This window comes from Pseudomonas saliphila, from assembly GCF_008638345.1.
Lineage (GTDB): Bacteria > Pseudomonadota > Gammaproteobacteria > Pseudomonadales > Pseudomonadaceae > Halopseudomonas > Halopseudomonas saliphila.
In genome coordinates, this window is sequence record NZ_VTVA01000001.1 from 336,883 (window position 1) to 356,195 (window position 19,313).

Annotated in this window: 19 protein-coding genes and 1 pseudogene; 12 read left to right on the forward strand and 8 right to left on the reverse strand. The window is 59.5% G+C overall.

Features of this window, described 5'->3' with window-relative positions; translation table 11 throughout:
• The first annotated feature begins 76 nt into the window (after positions 1–76).
• From FHK95_RS01535 to FHK95_RS01555, 5 genes are all read left to right on the forward strand, one after another.
• Positions 77–1,576 carry an RNA polymerase factor sigma-54 gene (locus FHK95_RS01535; RefSeq protein WP_150302815.1) on the forward strand — a complete coding sequence of 500 codons (1,500 nt, stop codon included), beginning with the start codon at positions 77–79 and terminating at the stop codon, positions 1,574–1,576.
• Between the two features lie 78 nt (positions 1,577–1,654).
• Positions 1,655–1,963 carry a ribosome hibernation-promoting factor, HPF/YfiA family gene (gene hpf, locus FHK95_RS01540; RefSeq protein ID WP_150302816.1) on the forward strand — a complete coding sequence of 103 codons (309 nt, stop codon included), beginning with the start codon at positions 1,655–1,657 and terminating at the stop codon, positions 1,961–1,963.
• 21 nt (positions 1,964–1,984) lie between these two features.
• Positions 1,985–2,443: a PTS IIA-like nitrogen regulatory protein PtsN gene (ptsN, locus tag FHK95_RS01545; RefSeq protein WP_150302943.1), complete on the forward strand. Its 459-nt coding sequence runs from the start codon at positions 1,985–1,987 to the stop codon at positions 2,441–2,443.
• A gap of 6 nt (positions 2,444–2,449) precedes the next feature.
• Positions 2,450–3,304 (forward strand): RNase adapter RapZ, encoded by an 855-nt coding sequence (gene rapZ, locus FHK95_RS01550; RefSeq protein WP_150302817.1) that lies wholly within the window; start codon positions 2,450–2,452, stop codon positions 3,302–3,304.
• A 1-nt stretch (position 3,305) separates the two neighbouring features.
• Complete coding sequence (locus FHK95_RS01555; RefSeq protein WP_150302818.1) at positions 3,306–3,581, forward strand: HPr family phosphocarrier protein; 276 nt, start codon at positions 3,306–3,308, stop codon at positions 3,579–3,581.
• A gap of 26 nt (positions 3,582–3,607) precedes the next feature.
• On the opposite strand, the gene pmbA is transcribed toward FHK95_RS01555, so the two are convergent.
• A complete protein-coding gene (gene pmbA / locus FHK95_RS01560) occupies positions 3,608–4,966 on the reverse strand; it encodes a metalloprotease PmbA (protein ID WP_150302819.1) in 1,359 nt (452 codons plus the stop codon).
• A gap of 102 nt (positions 4,967–5,068) precedes the next feature.
• On the opposite strand from pmbA, the gene yjgA reads away from it, so the two are divergent.
• From yjgA to egtB, 3 genes are all read left to right on the forward strand, one after another.
• Entirely contained in the window at positions 5,069–5,590 is a 522-nt protein-coding gene (gene yjgA / locus FHK95_RS01565; protein WP_150302820.1) for a ribosome biogenesis factor YjgA, read from the forward strand.
• A 109-nt stretch (positions 5,591–5,699) separates the two neighbouring features.
• Entirely contained in the window at positions 5,700–6,683 is a 984-nt protein-coding gene (gene egtD / locus FHK95_RS01570) for an L-histidine N(alpha)-methyltransferase (RefSeq protein WP_178114676.1), read from the forward strand.
• Entirely contained in the window at positions 6,680–7,879 is a 1,200-nt protein-coding gene (gene egtB / locus FHK95_RS01575; protein WP_150302822.1) for an ergothioneine biosynthesis protein EgtB, read from the forward strand. Before egtD ends, egtB begins: the two co-directional genes overlap by 4 nt.
• Positions 7,880–8,103: 224 nt before the next feature.
• On the opposite strand, the gene FHK95_RS01580 is transcribed toward egtB, so the two are convergent.
• From FHK95_RS01580 to bioB, 7 genes are all read right to left on the reverse strand, one after another.
• On the reverse strand, positions 8,104–9,909 hold the full coding sequence (locus FHK95_RS01580; RefSeq protein WP_150302823.1) for a phenylacyl-CoA dehydrogenase: 1,806 nt from the start codon (positions 9,907–9,909) through the stop codon (positions 8,104–8,106).
• Positions 9,910–10,165: 256 nt separating this feature from the next.
• Entirely contained in the window at positions 10,166–10,474 is a 309-nt protein-coding gene (locus tag FHK95_RS01585; protein ID WP_150302824.1) for a hypothetical protein, read from the reverse strand.
• A 69-nt stretch (positions 10,475–10,543) separates the two neighbouring features.
• Positions 10,544–11,224 (reverse strand): dethiobiotin synthase, encoded by a 681-nt coding sequence (gene bioD, locus FHK95_RS01590; RefSeq protein WP_150302825.1) that lies wholly within the window; start codon positions 11,222–11,224, stop codon positions 10,544–10,546.
• 15 nt (positions 11,225–11,239) lie between these two features.
• Positions 11,240–12,031, reverse strand: coding sequence for a malonyl-ACP O-methyltransferase BioC (gene bioC / locus FHK95_RS01595; RefSeq protein ID WP_150302826.1), 792 nt, complete (start codon positions 12,029–12,031; stop codon positions 11,240–11,242).
• Positions 12,024–12,743, reverse strand: coding sequence for an alpha/beta fold hydrolase (locus FHK95_RS01600; protein ID WP_150302827.1), 720 nt, complete (start codon positions 12,741–12,743; stop codon positions 12,024–12,026). Before FHK95_RS01600 ends, bioC begins: the two co-directional genes overlap by 8 nt.
• Entirely contained in the window at positions 12,740–13,909 is a 1,170-nt protein-coding gene (bioF, locus tag FHK95_RS01605; protein WP_150302828.1) for an 8-amino-7-oxononanoate synthase, read from the reverse strand. Before bioF ends, FHK95_RS01600 begins: the two co-directional genes overlap by 4 nt.
• Positions 13,910–13,933: 24 nt before the next feature.
• Positions 13,934–14,983 carry a biotin synthase BioB gene (gene bioB / locus FHK95_RS01610; protein WP_178114677.1) on the reverse strand — a complete coding sequence of 350 codons (1,050 nt, stop codon included), beginning with the start codon at positions 14,981–14,983 and terminating at the stop codon, positions 13,934–13,936.
• An 85-nt stretch (positions 14,984–15,068) separates the two neighbouring features.
• Between bioB and FHK95_RS20355 the strand changes: the two are divergent.
• From FHK95_RS20355 to FHK95_RS01625, 4 genes and pseudogenes are all read left to right on the forward strand, one after another.
• A pseudogene (locus FHK95_RS20355) lies at positions 15,069–15,251 on the forward strand (double zinc ribbon domain-containing protein); the annotation flags it as partial.
• Positions 15,252–15,260: 9 nt separating this feature from the next.
• Positions 15,261–15,791 carry a ComF family protein gene (locus FHK95_RS01615; RefSeq protein WP_235906682.1) on the forward strand — a complete coding sequence of 177 codons (531 nt, stop codon included), beginning with the start codon at positions 15,261–15,263 and terminating at the stop codon, positions 15,789–15,791.
• A 618-nt stretch (positions 15,792–16,409) separates the two neighbouring features.
• Positions 16,410–17,390, forward strand: coding sequence for a serine/threonine protein kinase (locus FHK95_RS01620; RefSeq protein WP_150302831.1), 981 nt, complete (start codon positions 16,410–16,412; stop codon positions 17,388–17,390).
• Positions 17,391–17,477: 87 nt separating this feature from the next.
• The gene (locus FHK95_RS01625) at positions 17,478–19,280 is read left to right on the forward strand and encodes an acyl-CoA dehydrogenase (RefSeq protein ID WP_150302832.1); all 1,803 of its coding nucleotides are present in this window, start codon (positions 17,478–17,480) and stop codon (positions 19,278–19,280) included.
• Positions 19,281–19,313 lie beyond the last annotated feature (33 nt).

The following is a 19,313-nucleotide window of genomic DNA, read 5'->3' on the forward strand; positions in this document are numbered from 1 at the left end:
GGCATGATCTTACAGGCAAAGCGCCACGCGGCGTTCACACGGTTCTGATTCAGCGCACAAGGTAGTTCACCGGAAAATGAAACCAACGCTCGTCCTCAAGATGGGGCAGCAGCTGACCATGACGCCCCAGCTGCAGCAGGCCATTCGTTTACTTCAGCTTTCCAGTCTGGATCTGCAGCAGGAAGTTCAGGAAGCCCTGGAAGCCAATCCGTTGCTCGAAATGGCGGACGATGGCGATGATGATTTTTCCGGCGATGCCGCAAGCGCCCCGGATAGCGATGATGCCGCCGCCGTCACCCTTCCCGAGCCAGTTGCTCTTGATGCTATTGAACAGCATGGCCAGGCAGACGATGAAGGCAGCTGGAACGAACAGATACCCAACGAGCTGCCGGTCGACACCCAATGGGAAGATGTTTATCAGACCTCCGCCAGCTCCTTGCCCAGCAATGATGACGAGGATTGGGATTTCACCTCGCGCACCGGCACCGGCGAAACCTTGCAGAGCCATCTGGAATGGCAGCTGAATCTGATTCCCCTATCCGAAACGGATCATCAGATCGCCATCTCGTTGATCGACGGGATCAACGCCGACGGCTATTTGCAGGAATCACTGGAGGATATCCTCTCCTCCCTTGATCCGGAGCTGGAGGCGGATCTCGACGAAGTTGAAATGGTCCTGCATCGACTCCAGCAGTTCGAACCGGTTGGCGTGGCCGCCCGCGATCTGCGTGAATGCCTATTGCTGCAGCTGCGGCAACTACCCGCCGATACCCCGATGCTGGAACAGGCCAAACGCGTAGTCGAAAATCACCTCGAACTCCTCGGTAACCGCGACTTCACCCAGCTGATGCGCCGCTCCAAGCTCAAGGAAGATCAGCTGCGCGATGCCATCGCACTGATCCAGACGCTCAATCCCAGACCGGGCTCCGAGATCGCCTCCGGCGATGCCGAATACGTGATTCCCGATGTCATCGTGCGCCGCGACAGCAATCGCTGGGTCGTGGAGCTGAATCAGGAGTCGGTGCCCAAGGTCCGCGTCAACAATACCTATGCCTCCATGGTCCGTCGCGCCGACACCAGCAATGACAACACCTACCTGCGCAATCATCTGCAGGAGGCACGCTGGTTCATCAAAAGCCTGCAGAGTCGTAACGAGACGTTGATGAAAGTGGCGACGCAAATCGTCGAGCACCAGCGCGGTTTTCTCGAGCACGGCGAGGAGGCGATGAAACCTCTGGTACTGCATGACATTGCCGAGGCCGTGGGTATGCATGAGTCCACTATATCGCGCGTTACCACGCAGAAATTCATGCACACGCCGCGCGGAATCTTCGAACTCAAGTACTTTTTCTCAAGCCACGTCAGTACCAGCGAAGGCGGAGAATTTTCATCGACGGCCATTCGCGCCTTGATCAAAAAACTGGTCGCGGCGGAAAACCCGAAGAAACCATTGAGCGATAGCAAGATCGCTGGTTTACTGGAGGAACAGGGCATTCACGTGGCGCGCCGCACCATCGCCAAGTATCGGGAATCACTCAATATCGCTCCATCGAGCGAACGCAAGCGACTGGTTTGACAGTACAAAGGAATCAAGGTGGCACCACCGGGTGATCGGTATTCACCCAGTACCATAAAACCAATCAGGAGAAGCCGTATGCAACTCAATATTAGCGGTCACCAACTCGAGCTCACTGACGGACTGCGCGACTACGTCACTGAAAAAATGGCACGCATCGAGCGGCATTTTGACAAGATCACCAACGTTCAGGTCATCCTCGAAGTCGAAAAGCTGCGTCAGAAAGCCGAAGCCATTCTCCACGTTTCAGGGGGCGAAGTCGTAGCAAACGCAGAACATACCGATATGTATGCGGCAATTGATATGCTGATCGACAAGCTTGATCGACAGCTGATCAAATACAAGGAAAAGAACCTCAATCGCCTACAGGGCGTCAACGACCGCTAAGGCCAACAACGCCGCGTGACCATGCAAATAGACCATATCCTGACCCCCGAGCGCACCTTTGCAGGTGTGCAGGGGGCATCCAAGAAACGTGTGCTGGAGCTGATCGGAAAATTGATCTCCCAGCACACCAACCTGGATCCTGACGCCATCTTCGAAAGTCTGGTTGCCCGGGAAAAGCTCGGCTCGACCGGATTCGGGCATGGCATTGCCATACCCCACTGCCGCATGCCAGGGTGCACCCAGGCGATCGGCTCACTTCTTCAACTTGACAGTAAAATCGATTTCGACGCCCTCGATGGCGAACCGGTAGACCTGATATTCGTGCTACTGGTGCCACAGCAAGCAACCGAAGAACATCTGCAGATTCTGAAAATGCTGGCAGAGAAGCTCGACCAGCCATCGCTGCGAGAAGCCCTGCGCCAATCACCCGATGCCCAGACCCTCTATGAAGTGATGGTTGGCACCGACGACGGGAGTTAGAGAATAATGCGTTTGGTTGTAGTCAGTGGCCGATCCGGCTCCGGCAAGAGCACCGCACTGCATCTGTTGGAAGACAATGGCTTTTACTGTATCGACAACCTGCCCGCCGGGCTGCTGCCCGAACTGGCCCGACAGGCCAACGACACCGAACAGCATCTGCCCAAGGTGGCTATCAGTATCGATGCGCGCAACCTGGCGAGCGATCTGGAACGCTTCCCCGAGCTGTTGCAACAGGTCCGTGCTACCGGTATCCGCTGCGACGTGCTGTTTCTTGCCGCCACCGACGAAGTGCTCATCAAGCGCTTCTCCGAAACACGCCGCAAACATCCGCTAACTGACGAAAGCAAATCGCTGGGTGAAGCCATCGCGGCGGAACTGCGCCTGCTTGAGCCAATTATCGACCTGGCCAATCTGAAGATCGACACCAGTCATCTGACCCTGTATCAACTGCGGGATCTACTGAAACAACGCCTGCTGAGCAGCGACGGCAATGCGCCCTCGGTACTCATTCAGTCGTTCGGATTCAAGCGCGGCGTACCGGTCGATGCGGACCTGGTGTTCGACGTTCGCTGCCTTCCCAACCCCTACTGGAAAGCGGAATTACGCCCGTTCTGCGGCAAGGACAAGGAAATCTGTGATTACCTTGAGGGCGAACCCGACGCGCAGGAGATGTACCAGGATATCTACAACTTCCTGGCCAAGTGGCTGCCCCGCTACGCCGCCGGCGAGCGCAGCTACATGAGCGTTGGCATCGGTTGTACCGGTGGACATCACCGTTCCGTGTACATCGCCGAGCGCCTGGTCCGGGAGCTCGGCGCGCATACCCCTAACCTGCTGATACGCCACCGCGACCTGCCCTGACATGCCGAAAGCCAACGTCGAAATCATCAATAAGTTGGGCCTGCATGCGCGGGCCGCCGCCAAATTTGTCGGCGTCGCCAACCGTTATGATTGCGATGTCCGCATCGGATGCAGTGATAGCGAGCAGATGGTGAATGGCAAGAGCATCATGCAGGTCATGATGCTGGCTGCCAGCAAGGGAACCGAGGTGTGTATCTGCTGCGAAGGCGAGCAGGCTGACCAGGCCATGGAGGAGCTCCTGGCGCTGGTCAATAACTACTTCGAGGAAGGTGAATAGACCTGAGAGGGTCGCTAAGCCGCTCGTTACTCCCCGCCGACGGTCATGCCATCAACCAGCCAGCTGCCGGTGAGATAATTGCCACGACGCTCCTCGTCCGCCCCTACGCACCGCAGCTGACCGAACATGTCGCGAAGATTACCGGCAATAGTGACTTCCTTCACCGCGAACGCGATCTCACCGTTCTCCACCCAGAACCCACCCGCTCCTCGGGAATAATCCCCGGTCACGCCATTCACGCCCTGCCCCATCAGCTCGGTGACCAGCAAACCGGTGCCCATTTCCTTGAGCAATGCATCCAGACCGCCTGCGATATTGCAGGAAACATGCAGGTTATTCACACCGCCAGCGTTAGCGGTGCTCGGCAAACCCAGTTTGCGACCGGAATAGGTGCTCAGAATCCAGCTCTGCAATACGCCGCGTTCGATAAAGGATTTCTCCCGCGTGGCCAGGCCATCGCCGTCGAAAGCGGAGCTGCCCAGCGCCTGCTTCAGATGCGGACGCTCGTCGATGGTCACCCAGTCAGGAAATACCGGCTGGCCCAGGGCATCAAGCAGAAAAGTTGATTGGCGATAGACCGCTCCACCCGCGATTGCGCCGACCAGATGGCCCAGCAAGCCGGCCGCCTGGTCCGCAGCGAACAGCACCGGCACCTTGGCAGTACGAATGGAGCGGGCGCCCAGTCTGGACAGCGTTCGCTCCGCGGCCTTCTGGCCTAGCGCCTCGGCGGTAGGCAGGCGCTCGGCAATACGGTCAACGCCATACCAGTAGTCGCGCTGCATGCCTTGCTCATCGGCGGCGATGGTCAGCGTCGCCACGCTGTGGCGCGTGCCAATCGAGCTGCCGATAAAGCCGTTACTGTTGCCGTAGACCCGGCAACCCTGATGGCTGCTGACATGTGAGCCATCGCTAGTGAGGCGGCTATCCACCGCCAGAGCCGCCGCTTCACTGTCCAGCGCCCGCTGGATGGCAGCTTCAGCGCCCAGCTCCCAGGGATGGTAGAGGTCCAGATCAGGCAGAGCCTTGGCCATGAGCTGAGGATCAGCAAGACCTGCATAGGGATCTTCGGAAGCGTGCCGGGCAATCACCAGCGCCGCTTCGATAGCCGAACGTATGGCATCGTCCGAGGTATCCGAGGTACTGGCAGAACCCTTACGCTGGCCTGAGTACAGGGTAATGCCAAAGCCCTGGTCGCGATTGAACTCGACGTTCTCGACCTCGCCCTGGCGCACGCCCACCGACAGACCCGTGTTGTGGCTGACCACTACCTCGCAGGCTGAAGCGCCCTGGCGTTTCGACTCATCGAGGATGAAGGCCACTCGCTGCTCGAGAGACCCTTGCAGGGCCTGGGGATCGTCGTTCCGGGTAGGCAGGTTATCAGTCATAGGTTCTCCTTTGTGGCCGCCATTGTACTCCGGACAGCTGCACTGTGAACGGGTATCATGGCGCATCGAACAGACCCGGCGAAAGGCCGTAACGGGACCACCATGACAGATTTTCACGACGAAGAGCAGGGCGACGAAGACGAGGGCAAGAGCAAAACCCAGGTAAAGCGCGAGCTGCACGACCTGCAGGAACTCGGACGTCGTCTGACCGAACTGAAGCCAGCGCAGCTGGAAAAGCTCGAGCTGACCGACAAGCTGCGCCGGGCACTGGAAGAAGCCCACCGACATACCGCACGTGGCGCCCTCAAGCGGCATTTGAGCTTTGTCGGCAAACTGATGCGCGACCAGGATGTCGAGGCCATTCAGGCCTACGTTGATCGGCTGGACAGCAGCAGCCAGGTACATGCTCAGCATTTCCACCATCTGGAAAAGTGGCGTGATCGCCTGCTGACCGGCAAACCCGAAGAGCAGGACGCCTTCGTCGCGCTCCATCCTGAAACCGACCGCCAGCAACTCCGGCAACTGGTGCGTCAGGGCGTCAAGGAAGCCGCGGAAAACAAACCGCCAGCGGCCTCACGCAAGTTGTTCAAGATGATCCGCGGGATCGTCGAGAACGAGGGCTGAGCCCGGCCGGGCCAGACCGCCTCAGGATGACGTAGCGCGTCATCCAGTTGGCACAAGCAGCGCGCGGCTGCTAGTTTCAAAGATCGTAGACCTGACTTTGAGGCATCCCGTGAATATCGCTCTCCCGCTGCCGCGCATCGAAAATACCTTGCACCCTAACGCCTCCCTTGAGATAGCCAGCCTGCTCGACGGTCTCCTGCAGCCCATCGCCCGAATAGATTCAAAATATTTCTATGATGATATCGGCTGCGAGTTGTTCAACCGTATCTGCGAACTCGACGAATACTACCCAACCCGCACCGAAGCGGGGATATTCAGCCTGTATGCCCAGGAAATCACCCAGGCCCTCCCTTCAGGAGCGCAATGGGTCGATCTGGGTTGCGGCGATTGTTCCAAGTCCCGCCAATGGCTGCGCCACGTCGCGCCTGAACGGTTGATCGGCGTTGATATTGCCGGCGATTTCCTGCAAAGCTCCCTGATTGAACTGGCTGCCCGCAATCCGGAGGTAGAATGTATCGGCGTCGTCAGCGACTTCACCCGCGACCTCGACCTGTCGGCCTTGCTCAGTGAATGCCCCGATGCGCCGCCGGTATTCTTTTATCCCGGCTCATCAATCGGCAACTTCGCCCGACCCGATGCACTCAGGCTGCTGCGCAACATCCGCCGCAATTGCGGCCAGCACGGCAGGCTGTTGATTGGCATTGATCTGGTCAAACCCATCGAGATCCTGGAGGCAGCCTACGACGATGCGGCGGGCGTCACTGCAGAGTTCAATTTGCATGTGCTGGACGTAGTCAATGACCAGCTCGGCTCGAATTTCAATCGGGATAATTTCAGGCATCGGGCACGCTACGATGGCGTACAGAACCGCATCGAAATGCAGCTGGTCGCTCAGCGCGAGCACCGCGTCGATCTCGGCGGTCAGACGAGTCGCTATTTCAATACCGGCGAGCACGTATTGACCGAGTACTCGCACAAGTACACGCCGGACGGCTTCGGTGACATGCTGAAGGAAGCCGGTTTCGGACGCTGCCAGTTATGGACCGACCCCGACCAATGGTTCGGGGTCTTTCTAGCGGAGCCCAGCCCATGAGCATTCACCAACCTGTCTCGCGTTCCACGCAACTTGCCGCACGCTTCCATGAGGTGCGCCAGTATTCCCTGGCACTGGCTGAAGGTCTGTCGGCAGAGGATTGCCAGCTGCAATCCATGGCCGAAGCCAGTCCGATCAAATGGCACCTGGCGCATACCAGCTGGTTCTTCGAGACCTTTATCCTGTCCGCTGCACCGGATGCCCCTGCAGCCTTTGACCCAGCGTTCAAGGTGCTCTTCAACTCCTACTACGTTGGCGTGGGCGAACGCCATCTCCGCGCCGAACGCGGCATGTTGTCCCGCCCTTCGCTGGAGGAGATCTTCGCCTACCGCGCCCATGTCGATCACCACATGCAGGCCCATATCGAAAGCGGCACTCTGAGCGATGAGGCGCTGGATCTGCTGGAACTGGGGCTCAATCATGAGCAGCAGCATCAGGAGCTGATCCTCACCGATCTCAAGCATCATTTTTCGCGTAACCCCTTGCTGCCCGCCTGGCGCAGCGCCTCCGCAGACGGCGCCGCGAATGAGCAGTGCGCGAACAGTTTTATTCAGTTTGACGGTGGGCTGGTGACTATCGGACACGAGGGCGGTGACTTCAGCTTCGATAACGAACAACCCCGACACAGGGTCTGGCTTGAGCCTTTCGAGCTGGCCAGGCGCAACGTCAGCAACGGTGACTACCTTGCGTTCATGGCCGACGGCGGCTATGAACGACCCGAACTGTGGCTATCGGACGGCTGGGATATGCGCTGCAATGAATCCCTGCAGGCGCCACTGTACTGGCGTCATGATGGGGAAGACTGGCGGCGTTTCACCTTGCACGGCGAACAGCTGCTCGACCACGATGCGCCGGTCATGCATGTCAGTTTCTATGAAGCCGATGCCTATGCCCGCTGGGCCCAGGCGCGGCTGCCCACCGAAGCGGAGTGGGAACATGCCGCCGCCTCGCAGCCAGATCTGAGCGGTCTGTTCGACCAGGTCTGGCAATGGACCAATAGCGCCTACCTGCCCTACCCCGGTTTTCAGGCTGCGACCGGCGCCGTGGGTGAGTACAACGGCAAATTCATGATCAACCAGATGGTGCTGCGCGGCAGCTCGCTGGCGACACCACCCGGCCATGCGCGCCTCAGTTATCGCAACTTTTTCCCAACCCAGGCACGCTGGCAGTTTTCCGGGCTACGGCTGGCACGGTAGATTGCTGCGCCGGACCAACCAGGGGCGCAGCCCCGTAAATCACCCTCTACGTCGGGCCCTCCTGAGGTGGAGTGCGCCTGCGCTACGCCAGAGCTTCGCAGCAACACCAGACGCTTCGGCGAGCGCGCATGTGGCCCACTGGACGGACCAACCCCGAATAAAAATCCAGAGACGAAAAAAGGGCTGCCCCTCGCGGGACAGCCCTTTGGAAACCGCAACCGGGCTTAGTAACCCAGCGCGAAGTCCTCTTCGTCCATATCCATCAGGTTTGCAGAACCCGACAGCATGGCTTCAACGTGCATGCGGGTGCGTGGCAGGATGCGCTGGAAATAGAACCGCGCAGTCTGCAACTTCGCCTTGTAGAAGGCTTCCTCGGCAGTGCCCTCAGCCAGCTTCTCAGCCGCGACGCGCGCCATGTCAGCCCAGAAGTAGGCCAGGCAGGCGTAACCGGAGTACATGCAGTAGTCCACGGAGGCAGCGCCAACCATCTCGCGGTCCTTCATGGCGGCCATGCCGACCTTCATGGTCAGGTCTGCCCATTCCTTGTTGAGCGCCGCCAGCGGTGCGACGAACTCGCTGGTCGCCTCGTTGCCTTCCTGCGCCTGGCAGAACTTGTGCACGATCTTGGTGAAGCCCTTCAGCGCCTCGCCCTGGGTCATCAGTACCTTACGGCCCAACAGATCCAGTGCCTGGATGCCGGTGGTGCCTTCGTACAACATGGCGATACGTGCGTCACGTACGTTCTGCTCCATGCCCCACTCGGAGATGTAACCGTGGCCGCCGTAAATCTGCACGCCGTGGTTAGCTGCTTCGAAGCCGACTTCAGTCATGAATGCCTTGGCAATCGGCGTCAAGAACGCGAGTAACGCGTCGGCCTGCTTGCGCGCCGCTTCATCAGGGCTGTTCTTGACGATGTCAACCTGCTTGGCAGTGAAGTACACCATTGCCCGGTTGCCTTCGGCGAAAGCCTTCATGGTCAAGAGCATGCGGCGCACATCGGGGTGCACGATGATCGGATCAGCGGCTTTTTCAGGTGCCTTCGGACCAGTCAACGAGCGCATCTGCAGACGATCACGGGCGTACTTGATACCACCCTGGAAGCCGACTTCAGCATGTGCCAGCCCCTGCAACGCGGTACCCAGGCGGGCCGTGTTCATGAAGGTGAACATGCAGTTCAGACCCTTGTTCGGCGGCCCGATCAGATAGCCAGACGCAGCGTCGAAATTCATCACGCAGGTGGCGTTACCGTGGATGCCCATCTTGTGTTCCAGCGAGCCACAGGTGACGCCGTTGCGCTCACCCTTGTCGCCATTGGCGTCAGGCAGGAACTTCGGCACGATGAACAGCGAGATCCCCTTGGTGCCAGCCGGTGCGTCGGGCAGGCGCGCCAGTACGATGTGGACGATGTTCTCGGCCATGTCGTGGTCACCGGAGGAGATGAAAATCTTGGTGCCGGAAATCTTGTAGCTGCCGTCGGCGTTCGGCTCGGCCTTAGTGCGCAGCATGCCCAGGTCGGTACCGCAATGCGGCTCGGTCAGACACATGGTGCCGGTCCATTGGCCGGACACCAGCTTGCTCAGGTAGGTGTGCTTCTGTTCGTCAGTACCATGGGCGTCGAGCGTGTTCATCGCGCCGTGGGACAGGCCCGGGTACATGCCCCAGGACCAGTTGGCCTGACCGATCATTTCACTGACCGCCAGACCCAGCGACTCGGGCAGACCCTGACCGCCATGGGCGACGTCGTGGGCCAGGCTCGGCCAGCCGCCTTCAACGTACTGGGCGTAAGCTTCCTTGAAGCCAGTCGGAGTGGTCACGCCTTCAGCGCTCCAGGTGCAGCCTTCGCTATCGCCAACGCGGTTCAGCGGAGCGATAACCTGCTCACAGAACTTGGCGCCCTCTTCCAGAATGGCATTGACCATATCCGGGGTGGCTTCTTCGCAGCCCGGCAGGCTCTTGTAGTGTTCTTCATAACCCAGAACTTCGTCGCGGACGAAACGGATGTCACGCAGGGGAGCCTTGTAATCTGGCATGGTAACTTGACCTCAACGGTTATATCGGGATTTCAAGAGCAGACGAAAGCTGCAAACAGGGCTGCCGACGGCAGCATTCAAACAGACGTTTGAAACTTACGTTTACCGCGCAGACATGTCAAGCCCGCCCGGTCGCTCCGGGCAAGTATTTTTCAGGTTGGGGAAACACCGATTACGAGCAAACCGCCAGCTGGCCGCGAATACGGCAGTGACGGTTAGAAGAACGACCGCGCAAGATCGTAAAGGGAAATGTGATTCAGGCGGTTACATCGAGCAGCGTGCCAAGCACTTCGTTGGCGGTATCGATCACGGCGGCGCCAGCTTCGACTTTGCGTTGCCCCAACTGCAGCTCGACAAGACTATCGACCAGGTTGACCGGACGATTGGAATCGACGGTCGTTGTGGCAGCGGGTTGGCCATTGGCGGGCTGCAGCGGGATGGCCTGAGACGCAGCGGGATCCGATTGCACACCACTGCGGGCGATTTCCGCCGCTGCGGTGTTCGCACGATACTGCCCCTGTCTGACGCTATTCATCCCGGATGACACTAGATCCAAGCTAGCCATGGCACTTCGCCTCCATTCAGCCTATACGGCCATTCAAGCACAGGCCGGGGTAAATGGGTAGCGCTGCGTTCATAGCAGCGTACTGATATCCAGATGCGCAGCGATCGAGCCGGCAGACGGCTGTTCCAGCCAGGGCACCACGCCCAGACAGGGCGCTGCAATCAGCTGCTTGAGCGTCGCCAGGTTCTCGTCCGGCCGGCTCATATCAGGGTCCACTCGGTTCGCCACCCAGCCGGCCAGTACCAGCCCGTCGGCCTTGATCGCCTCAGCGGTCAGCAGCGCATGATTGATACAGCCGAGCCGCATGCCAACCACCATCACTACTGGAACGCTGAGCAAGCCGGCGAGATCCGCCAATGTCTGGTGTGCATTCAGCGGCACACGCCAACCACCCGCCCCTTCGACCAGCGTCAGATCGGCATTGGTGTCGAATACGGTCTGACATCCGGCAGCCAGCAGCTCAGCACTCAGGGTTGCGCCCTCCTCACTCGCTGCAATATGCGGAGCGATGGCCGCTTCCAGCGCCACCGGGTTAACCCGTTCATAGGGCAGTGACGGCTGACACTCACTCAGTAGCGCCAGCGCGTCATCGTTGCGCAGACCCTCAGCGGTGCGCTCGCATCCAGCCGCTACGGGTTTAACGGCAGCGGTGGTCAATCCCCGTTGCCGCGCACTATGCAGCAGGGCCGCCGCAATGGTGGTTTTGCCGATCTCGGTATCAGTACCGGTAATAAAATAACGCTTGAGCATATTTGCTTCCGGCACCTACGCCGGCCCCTTTATCAATAGGATCTGTGCAACCTGATAGGTGGCTGGCAAACCCTTGTTATCCCGGAAGTGCTCGTACGCCTCGGTTAGCGCGCGCAGCCTGGCGCGGCCAGTCAGTCCGCCAGGACGTCCAGGGTTCACATTGTGCGCGCCCAATGCCTTGAGTTCGCGGGTCAGTTCGCTGAGCTGTCCGTAATGCAGGAGGTGCTGCTCGATCTCGCAGCGATACTGCGCAAAGCCTGCGTCAGCCAGCAACTCACGCAACGCGGTCTCCGACATAAACCGATTAACGTGAACGAAACCATCGACCTGCTGCCAGGCCTGGCGCAGCTCATCAAGCGACCCTTCAACCAAGGTATTGAACGCCAGACAGCCGCCAGGGCGCAGGGTGCGGTATGCCTCGTTCAACGCCCTCTGCAGATGGGCGCACCACTGCAGCGCCAGACTCGAAAAGATCAGATCCTGTGAACCGGCACGCAGCGGCAACGCTTCCGCGTCAGCCGTAACCCAGGGTCCGCAGTCCGGTGACGCATCGCGGGCGAACTGCAGCATGCCCTCCGCCAGATCAATACCCATCACCGGACGGCCATAATGCCTATGCAGCGCCCGGGTAAAATAGCCCGTGCCACAACCCAGATCCGCGATCGCCACGGGACAATAATCGGCAGACAGGCGCGCCAGCAGATTACCGCCAACCGTGCGCTGGAAAGCTGCAGCCTGGTCATAGGTCGTGGCCGCCCGACCAAAGGATTCAGCGATCCGGCGTTTGTCGATCGCCTGCTCAGTCATCGCCGACCTGCAAAAACTGGGCTATCTGCTCAGCCAGCCATAACGGCTGCTCCAGCGGCAGCGCATGGCTGGCCTCGGCGTGCACCGCAACGCGGGAGTGGTCATCCAGCTCCGTAAGCGACCCTTCAACCGCCGCAGGCACCAGGGCATCCTGCCCCGCCAGACAGTGCAGCGTCGGCAGGCTGGAGCGCCGCAGAATGGAGCGACTATCCAGCACACCGAGAATCGCCAGCGCATGCAGGCGCTGCTCATGGTCCGCGTCGTCCCACTGCAAGGCTTTGCTCAGTGCCCTACCCTGCGTGCTGCCTTGCGTGACCAGCAGGGCGAAACGTTTGAGCGTCTTTTCCGGCTCGTCGCGGAAGTCAGCATAAAAGGACTTGAAGGTGTCCGTTGGCATGGCCTCAGCCCAGTCCCGCCGACTGACGAAACAGGGATTGCTGGCGATGGTAATGACCGCGGAAAATTTCTTCGGAAAACGCCGTTGCAACTGCAGCGCCAGCACGCCGCCAAGCGACCAGCCGATGAGAACGCCATCCGGCAACTGCTCACCCAGGCGTGCCAGATCCGTTTCGATGCTGGACATCTGCAGGGAGGGTAAATCATGGCACTGAACCTGCGCCTGCGGCAGACGCTCAAGCAGCGCCCCGCGCAGCGGCTCCATGCTAGCAGCAGACATCGCCCAACCAGGCAACAGGGAAATATTAGTCATCATTCACACTCCGGCACAGCAGCTATGGCTTGTTCTAACGCATCAAGAAGATGCGCCACATCGCGCTCACTGTGCGCTGCGCACAGGGTCACGCGCAACCGGGCGGTGCCGCGCGGGACGGTCGGTGGGCGAATCGCCGTAACCAGAATGCCGCGCTCGCGCAGCGCTGCCGATATCGCAATGGCGCGCTCGCTGCTGCCGATAAGGATAGGCTGGATCGGGGTGGGGCTGTCCATCAGTTCCAGGCCCAAGTCGGACACGCCAGTGCGAAACTGGGCAATCAGTCGAGCAAGATGCTCGCGTCGCCAGCTTTGCTCACGCAGGATCTGCAGGCTCTTCAGCGTAGCGCACGCCACGGCCGGTGGCTGACTGGTGGTATAGATGTAGGGCCGCGCGAACTGGATCAAGGTTTCGATCAGCTCCTCGCTGCCGGCAATAAACGCACCTGAAGTACCAAACGCCTTACCCAGGGTGCCGACGAGTACCGGCACATCCTCCACCCCCAGCCCATAATGCTCGACGATGCCGCCGCCCTGCTGGCCGAGGCAGCCGAACCCGTGGGCATCGTCAACCATGACCCAGGCGTTCTTTTCTCGTGCCGCAGCGCACAGCGCGGGCAAGTTCGCCAGGTCACCGTCCATGCTGAAAACGCCATCAGTCACCACCAGGGTATTGCCGGTGGCCTTGGCCAGGCGCGACGTCAGACTTTCGATATCGTTGTGCAGGTAACGGGAGAAACGCGCGCCGCTGAGCAAGCCCGCGTCCAGCAACGACGCATGGTTCAGACGGTCTTCCAGCACCGTATCGCCCTGCCCGACCAGCGCGGTCACTGCACCCAGATTCGCCATATAGCCGCTCGACATCAGCAACGCACGAGGCCTGCCGGTTAAGTCGGCGAGCGCTTCCTCAAGCTGATGGTGTGGAGTGCTGTGACCGACCACCAGATGCGAGGCGCCACCACCGACGCCCCATTTGCGGGCACCGTCGATAAAGGCTTCGACGACTTCCGGATCATTGGCCAGGCCCAGATAATCATTGTTGCAGAACGCCAGCAGCGGCTGACCGTCGACCACTACCCGCACGCCTTGCGGCGCCTCAAGCAATGGTCTTTGACGATACAGGTGGGCCGCCCGACGTTCAGCTAGTCGGGCAGTCAGGTCGAAAGGCATGGTAATGACTCATGAGGGACGTGATCAGACCGCCGCGGCGTTGGTAAACAATGCGCTATCGCGCTGTTCAACCAGCGCCTGCTCAATGGCTGCCTGATGCACTTCATCATCATGTTCTTCGCGCTCTTCGGGCTTGATGCCCAGGCGCTCGAACAGACGCATATCCTTTTCTGCCTGCGGATTGGAGGTGGTAAGCAGCCGATCACCGTAGAAGATCGAGTTGGCTCCGGCAAAGAACGCCAGGGCCTGGGTTTGCTCAGTCATCTGCTCGCGACCGGCCGACAGACGCACATGCGATTTGGGCATCATGATGCGCGCCACAGCCAACATGCGGATGAAGTCGAAGGGATCCAGGTCCTCGGCATTTTCCAGCGGCGTCCCGGCGACCTTGACCAGCATGTTGATCGGCACGCTTTCCGGATGCTCCGGCAGGTTCGCCAACTGAATCAACAGCCCGGCGCGATCTTCCAGCGACTCGCCCATGCCCAGAATACCGCCTGAGCAGATCTTCATCCCCGCGTCACGCACGTAGGACAGCGTCTGCAGACGATCGCCATAGGTGCGGGTGGTGATGATCTTGCCGTAGAACTCCGGCGAGGTATCCAGATTATGGTTGTAATAGTCCAGTCCGGCATCGGCCAGCGCAGCGGTCTGTTCCTTAGTCAGTTTGCCCAGCGTCATGCAGGTTTCCAGGCCGAGCTTGCGCACGCCTTTAACCATTTCCAGAACGTAAGGCATATCCTTTTCGGACGGGTGCTTCCATGCCGCACCCATGCAGAAACGCGTTGCGCCGATGGCCTTGGCTGCAGCGGCCTCATCCAGCACCTTCTGCACCTCAAGGAGTTTTTCCTTGTCCAGGCCGGTGTTGTAATGCCCGGATTGGGGGCAATACTTGCAGTCTTCAGGGCAAGCACCGGTCTTGATCGAAAGCAATGTTGAGATCTGCACCCGGTTCGCATCAAAATGCTGGCGATGCACCGTCTGCGCCTGAAAGAGCAGATCATTGAAGGGTTGGCGGAGCAGGGCCAGTACGTCTGCCGGCGTCCAGTCGTGGCGGGTTTGGGATGCAGTCATCAAAAACATTCCTGGTGTTTGCTTGAAGATCGGTTTGGCTTCAACGTTTGTCGCATCATAGCGACGACAGGGAAAGCGTCAACCTTTGAAATCAAGCACGGTTTACAAGTGGTTAATTAATAACCAATCCGCATCCTGCCTGCTTTGCCTGAGCTATGGCGGGCATTCCCAACTGGGAATCTGCGAGGCCTGCCGCGCCGACCTGCCTTGGCTGGGATCACACTGCCGCCAATGCGCGCTACCGCTTTCGCTTGCCGAAGGCCTCTGCGGCCAATGCATGAACAGCCCGCCCGCCTTCAACCAGATCGTGGCGCCCTTTGTGTATGGCTTTCCCATCGACAGTCTGATTCTGGCCTTCAAGCATCACGATCAACTGACCTATGGTCGGATGCTTGGTTTGTTGTTGCTTGATGCCGTGCGCTTTCATTATCAGGAGCGGCAACAGGCGTTGCCCGACTGCCTGATCCCCATGCCGCTGCACGGTGCGCGTCAGGCTAAACGCGGTTTCAATCAGGCGATGGAGCTCACCCGCCCACTGGCCAGATGCCTGACTATTTCCGTTGAGCACGGTGTGTTGTTAAGACAACGTGCGACCCAAGCCCAGCAAGGTCTGGACGCCCGAGCCCGGCGCCGCAATCTCAAGGACGCTTTTGTTTGCCGCAAGCCAGAGCGGGTTCTCGGTAAACACATCGCCCTGGTTGAGGACGTGGTCACCACGGGAGCGACAGTAAGAGAAGCCAGCCGGGTTCTGCTGGATGCTGGCGCGGCGAGTGTCAGTGTCTGGTGCGTGGCGCGCACTGATGCTTGATGGGATTTTCACTCTGCCTTGACTTACCCACTTGGCTGGGAACATCGGAGTCTGCCGCCCACCGACTGTCAGGATTACGCACGACGCCGTGAACCCGTCCCTGGGGGCTTGACGAAAACTTCCCTGTTTTCAACACTTGCTCCACCCTGACAGCCAGCGGACTTGCTCCCGCATCGGCATGGCTCAGACATCAAAACCACCAGACACCACGGACCAGTTCCCCCCTTGGTAAAAGGGGGGCTAGGGGGGATTTCTCGTCACACATCGATTTGACTGTCATGAAGCCAGTCTCTGGCGGGGTTCGAGGTTGCGGAAAGCTTGGCGTAGCGCAGCGCACTACACCCCCAGGCAACGACCTGACTTCTCCCTCCGGCAACGCAAATCTTGGTGGCGCAGCGAGGCGACAGGGTCGCGATGACCGTGCGATGACAGGGATGTCATCGACGAGCTTACAGGGACGTACTTGCAGCGTGTCAGCGCGGCTCTGTCGCCTCGCGAAAGCTGACTCCTCCACCCGAAGCAGAACCTCGCGAATGCTGACCACCGATTAGCACCCTGCGAACTTATCCGCCCTGAAATGTGACACCATAGTGCATCCTCAACTGACGGTGCGACGCCATGGACAACCTACACCCTTTTGCCCTGCTCACACCTGACACCGTTCTCGATGCGGTGGAATCGCTCGGCTATGTCAGTGACGCCCGTACGCTTACGTTGAACAGCTACGAAAACCGCGTATTCCAGATTGGCATTGAAGACGGCGAGCCATTGATTGCCAAGTTCTATCGGCCGAATCGCTGGAGCGACGAAGCGATCCTCGAGGAGCATCAGTTCTCTCTCGAACTCGCCGACCTGGAAATCCCGGTCATACCGCCGATGCAAATCGACGGGCAAACGCTGTTTGAACACGCCGGTTTTCGCTTCACTCTGTTTAAACGCTTTGGCGGTCGTGCGCCCGAGTTCGACAATCCAGATCATCTGCTCATGCTTGGCCGTCTGCTGGGACGTCTGCATGCCGTCGGCTCGATGCGTCCGTTCAAGCATCGCCCCTCATTGACGCCACAGAACTTCGGTCACGACAGCATCGCCTGGCTGCGCGAAAACAACAGCGTGCCAGAAAACCTGCGCCCGGCTTATTTTTCCGTAGCGGATGACTTGCTGGAGCAGATCGACAAGATCTATGCAGCGCACCCCTATGAGACCATTCGCCTGCATGGCGACCTGCACGTCGGCAACCTGCTATGGCGTGACGAGCTGCTGTATATGGTCGACATGGACGATTGCCGTCAGGGCCCGGCAATCCAGGATCTGTGGATGATGCTCTCCGGCGAGCGCGACCAGCGCCAGGCGCAACTGGCCGAACTGGCAGACGGCTACAACGAGTTCTACGATTTCGATCCACGCCAGTTACCGCTGATCGAGTCGCTGCGCAGCCTGCGGTTGATCCATTACAGCGCCTGGCTGGCTCGCCGCTGGGATGATCCGGCCTTCCCCAAACACTTTCCCTGGTTCGCCAACGAACGGTATTGGGCAGACCAGATCCTGACGTTGCGCGAGCAACGCGCCGCCCTGGATGAGCCACCGCTTCGGCTGTTCTGATCTGGTGACATCAGTCGTATCAATAGGCGTTTGCAGTCATATTCGGAACGCATACACTGCCAGGCGTTCATTTTCGAGACGAGCGCCATGACAGATACCCTGCTTGATACCCGCAATCTGGCCTTCGAGTTGTACGAAGTACTGGATGCCGAAAGCCTGACCCAGCGCCCGCGGTTTGCCGAGCATAATCGCGAAACCTTTGACGCCGCCCTGGGCACTGCCCGCACTATCGCGGAGAAGTTTTTCGCGCCGCACAATCGTAAGAGCGATGAAAACGAGCCCCAATACGTTAATGGTGCGGCGGAGTTGATTCCCGAGGTCAAACCCGCGGTCGATGCGTTCCTCGAAGCCGGGTTCCTCAATGCCACCCGGACGTTCGAACAGGGTGGCATGCAGATGCCCAATCTGTTGTCGCAAGCCTGTTTTGCGCATTTCCAGTCAGCCAACATAGCGACGTCGTCCTACGCCATGCTGACCATGGGCGCAGCCAACCTGATCGAGGCCTTCGGCAACGAGGATCAGAAGCAGCGGTTCCTGCAGCCGATGATCGATGGCCGCTTCTTTGGCACCATGGCGCTGACCGAGCCGCATGCCGGCTCCTCTCTATCCGACATCCGCACCCGCGCCGAACCGGCCGGCGACGGCAGCTATCGGCTCAAGGGCAACAAGATATTCATTTCCGGCGGCGATCATCCGCTGTCCGACAATATCGTACATATGGTGCTGGCCAAGTTGCCCGACGCTCCGGCGGGCGTGAAAGGCATCTCGCTGTTTATCGTGCCCAAGTTTCTGGTCAACGACGATGGCTCCCTGGGCGAGCGCAACGATGTGACCCTGGCGGGCCTGTTTCACAAGATGGGCTGGCGGGGCACCACCTCGACTGCGCTGAATTTTGGCGACAATGGCAACTGCGTGGGCTATCTGGTGGGCAAGCCGCATCAGGGGCTGCCGTACATGTTCCAGATGATGAACGAAGCGCGTATCGGCGTCGGCATGGGCGCCGTCATGCTGGGCTACGCGGGGTATCTGTATTCGCTGAATTATGCTCGTGAACGTCCGCAGGGTCGCTTGCCCGACGGCAAGGATCCGGCGGCAGCGCAGGTGCCAATCATCCAGCACACCGACGTCAAGCGCATGCTGCTGACGCAAAAGGCCTATGTCGAAGGCGCCTTCGATCTGGGCTTGTACGCAGCGCGGCTGTTCGACGATACCGAGACCCTGGAAACTGAAGACCAGCGTCAGACGGCCTTGCAACTGCTTGATCTACTGACGCCCATCGTCAAGGCATGGCCATCGGAGTTCTGCCTCAAGGCCAACGAACTGGCGATCCAGATCCTCGGCGGCTCGGGCTATACGCGCGAATATCCGGTGGAACAGTACTACCGGGACAATCGTCTGAATCCGATCCATGAAGGCACCAACGGCATCCAGTCATTGGACCTGCTCGGACGCAAGGTGGCGATGAATAATGGCGCGGCCTTGAAGCAACTGTCCGAGCTGATCCAGAACTGCTGCGCTCGTGCTTCAGAGTTCGAGCAACTCACTGCGCTGCGCGAACCACTGGAAGCACTGCACGCTCATATCGGCAAGGTGACCCTGGCGCTGCTGGGCGACATGGGCAAAGGCCAGGTCAATCAGGCATTGGCCAACTCGGCGCTGTATCTCAACGCCTTCGGTCACATGGTGATCGGCTGGCGCTGGCTGGAACAGGCGATTCGCGCCCAACAGGGCCTGGCAAGCGGCTCGCCAGCCGACCGCGAGTTCTATCAGGGCAAACTGCAGGCTGCCCGGTTCTTCCTGACCTGGGAAGTTCCCAGCTGCCATCAGGCGCTGGCGGTGCTTGAGCGTCGCGACACCACCTGTCTCGACATGCAGGACGACTGGTTCTGATTAAACTGTGAACTAATCCTGAAATTCCACCTC

What these genes read in the sequence shown, in the direction of transcription:
- egtB (WP_150302822.1), top strand. Translation starts at nt 6,680, where the DNA reads ATGAGCATTCACCAACCTGTCTCGCGTTCCACGCAACTTGCCGCACGC.
- rapZ (WP_150302817.1), top strand. Translation starts at nt 2,450, where the DNA reads ATGCGTTTGGTTGTAGTCAGTGGCCGATCCGGCTCCGGCAAGAGCACC.
- bioF (WP_150302828.1), bottom strand. Translation starts at nt 13,909, where the DNA reads ATGCCTTTCGACCTGACTGCCCGACTAGCTGAACGTCGGGCGGCCCAC.
- pmbA (WP_150302819.1), bottom strand. Translation starts at nt 4,966, where the DNA reads ATGACTGATAACCTGCCTACCCGGAACGACGATCCCCAGGCCCTGCAA.
- FHK95_RS01600 (WP_150302827.1), bottom strand. Translation starts at nt 12,743, where the DNA reads ATGATGACTAATATTTCCCTGTTGCCTGGTTGGGCGATGTCTGCTGCT.
- FHK95_RS01625 (WP_150302832.1), top strand. Translation starts at nt 17,478, where the DNA reads ATGACAGATACCCTGCTTGATACCCGCAATCTGGCCTTCGAGTTGTAC.
- bioB (WP_178114677.1), bottom strand. Translation starts at nt 14,983, where the DNA reads ATGACTGCATCCCAAACCCGCCACGACTGGACGCCGGCAGACGTACTG.
- ptsN (WP_150302943.1), top strand. Translation starts at nt 1,985, where the DNA reads ATGCAAATAGACCATATCCTGACCCCCGAGCGCACCTTTGCAGGTGTG.
- FHK95_RS01620 (WP_150302831.1), top strand. Translation starts at nt 16,410, where the DNA reads ATGGACAACCTACACCCTTTTGCCCTGCTCACACCTGACACCGTTCTC.
- FHK95_RS01535 (WP_150302815.1), top strand. Translation starts at nt 77, where the DNA reads ATGAAACCAACGCTCGTCCTCAAGATGGGGCAGCAGCTGACCATGACG.
- FHK95_RS01585 (WP_150302824.1), bottom strand. Translation starts at nt 10,474, where the DNA reads ATGGCTAGCTTGGATCTAGTGTCATCCGGGATGAATAGCGTCAGACAG.
- FHK95_RS01580 (WP_150302823.1), bottom strand. Translation starts at nt 9,909, where the DNA reads ATGCCAGATTACAAGGCTCCCCTGCGTGACATCCGTTTCGTCCGCGAC.
- bioC (WP_150302826.1), bottom strand. Translation starts at nt 12,031, where the DNA reads ATGACTGAGCAGGCGATCGACAAACGCCGGATCGCTGAATCCTTTGGT.
- yjgA (WP_150302820.1), top strand. Translation starts at nt 5,069, where the DNA reads ATGACAGATTTTCACGACGAAGAGCAGGGCGACGAAGACGAGGGCAAG.
- bioD (WP_150302825.1), bottom strand. Translation starts at nt 11,224, where the DNA reads ATGCTCAAGCGTTATTTTATTACCGGTACTGATACCGAGATCGGCAAA.
- FHK95_RS01615 (WP_235906682.1), top strand. Translation starts at nt 15,261, where the DNA reads ATGAACAGCCCGCCCGCCTTCAACCAGATCGTGGCGCCCTTTGTGTAT.
- FHK95_RS01555 (WP_150302818.1), top strand. Translation starts at nt 3,306, where the DNA reads ATGCCGAAAGCCAACGTCGAAATCATCAATAAGTTGGGCCTGCATGCG.
- hpf (WP_150302816.1), top strand. Translation starts at nt 1,655, where the DNA reads ATGCAACTCAATATTAGCGGTCACCAACTCGAGCTCACTGACGGACTG.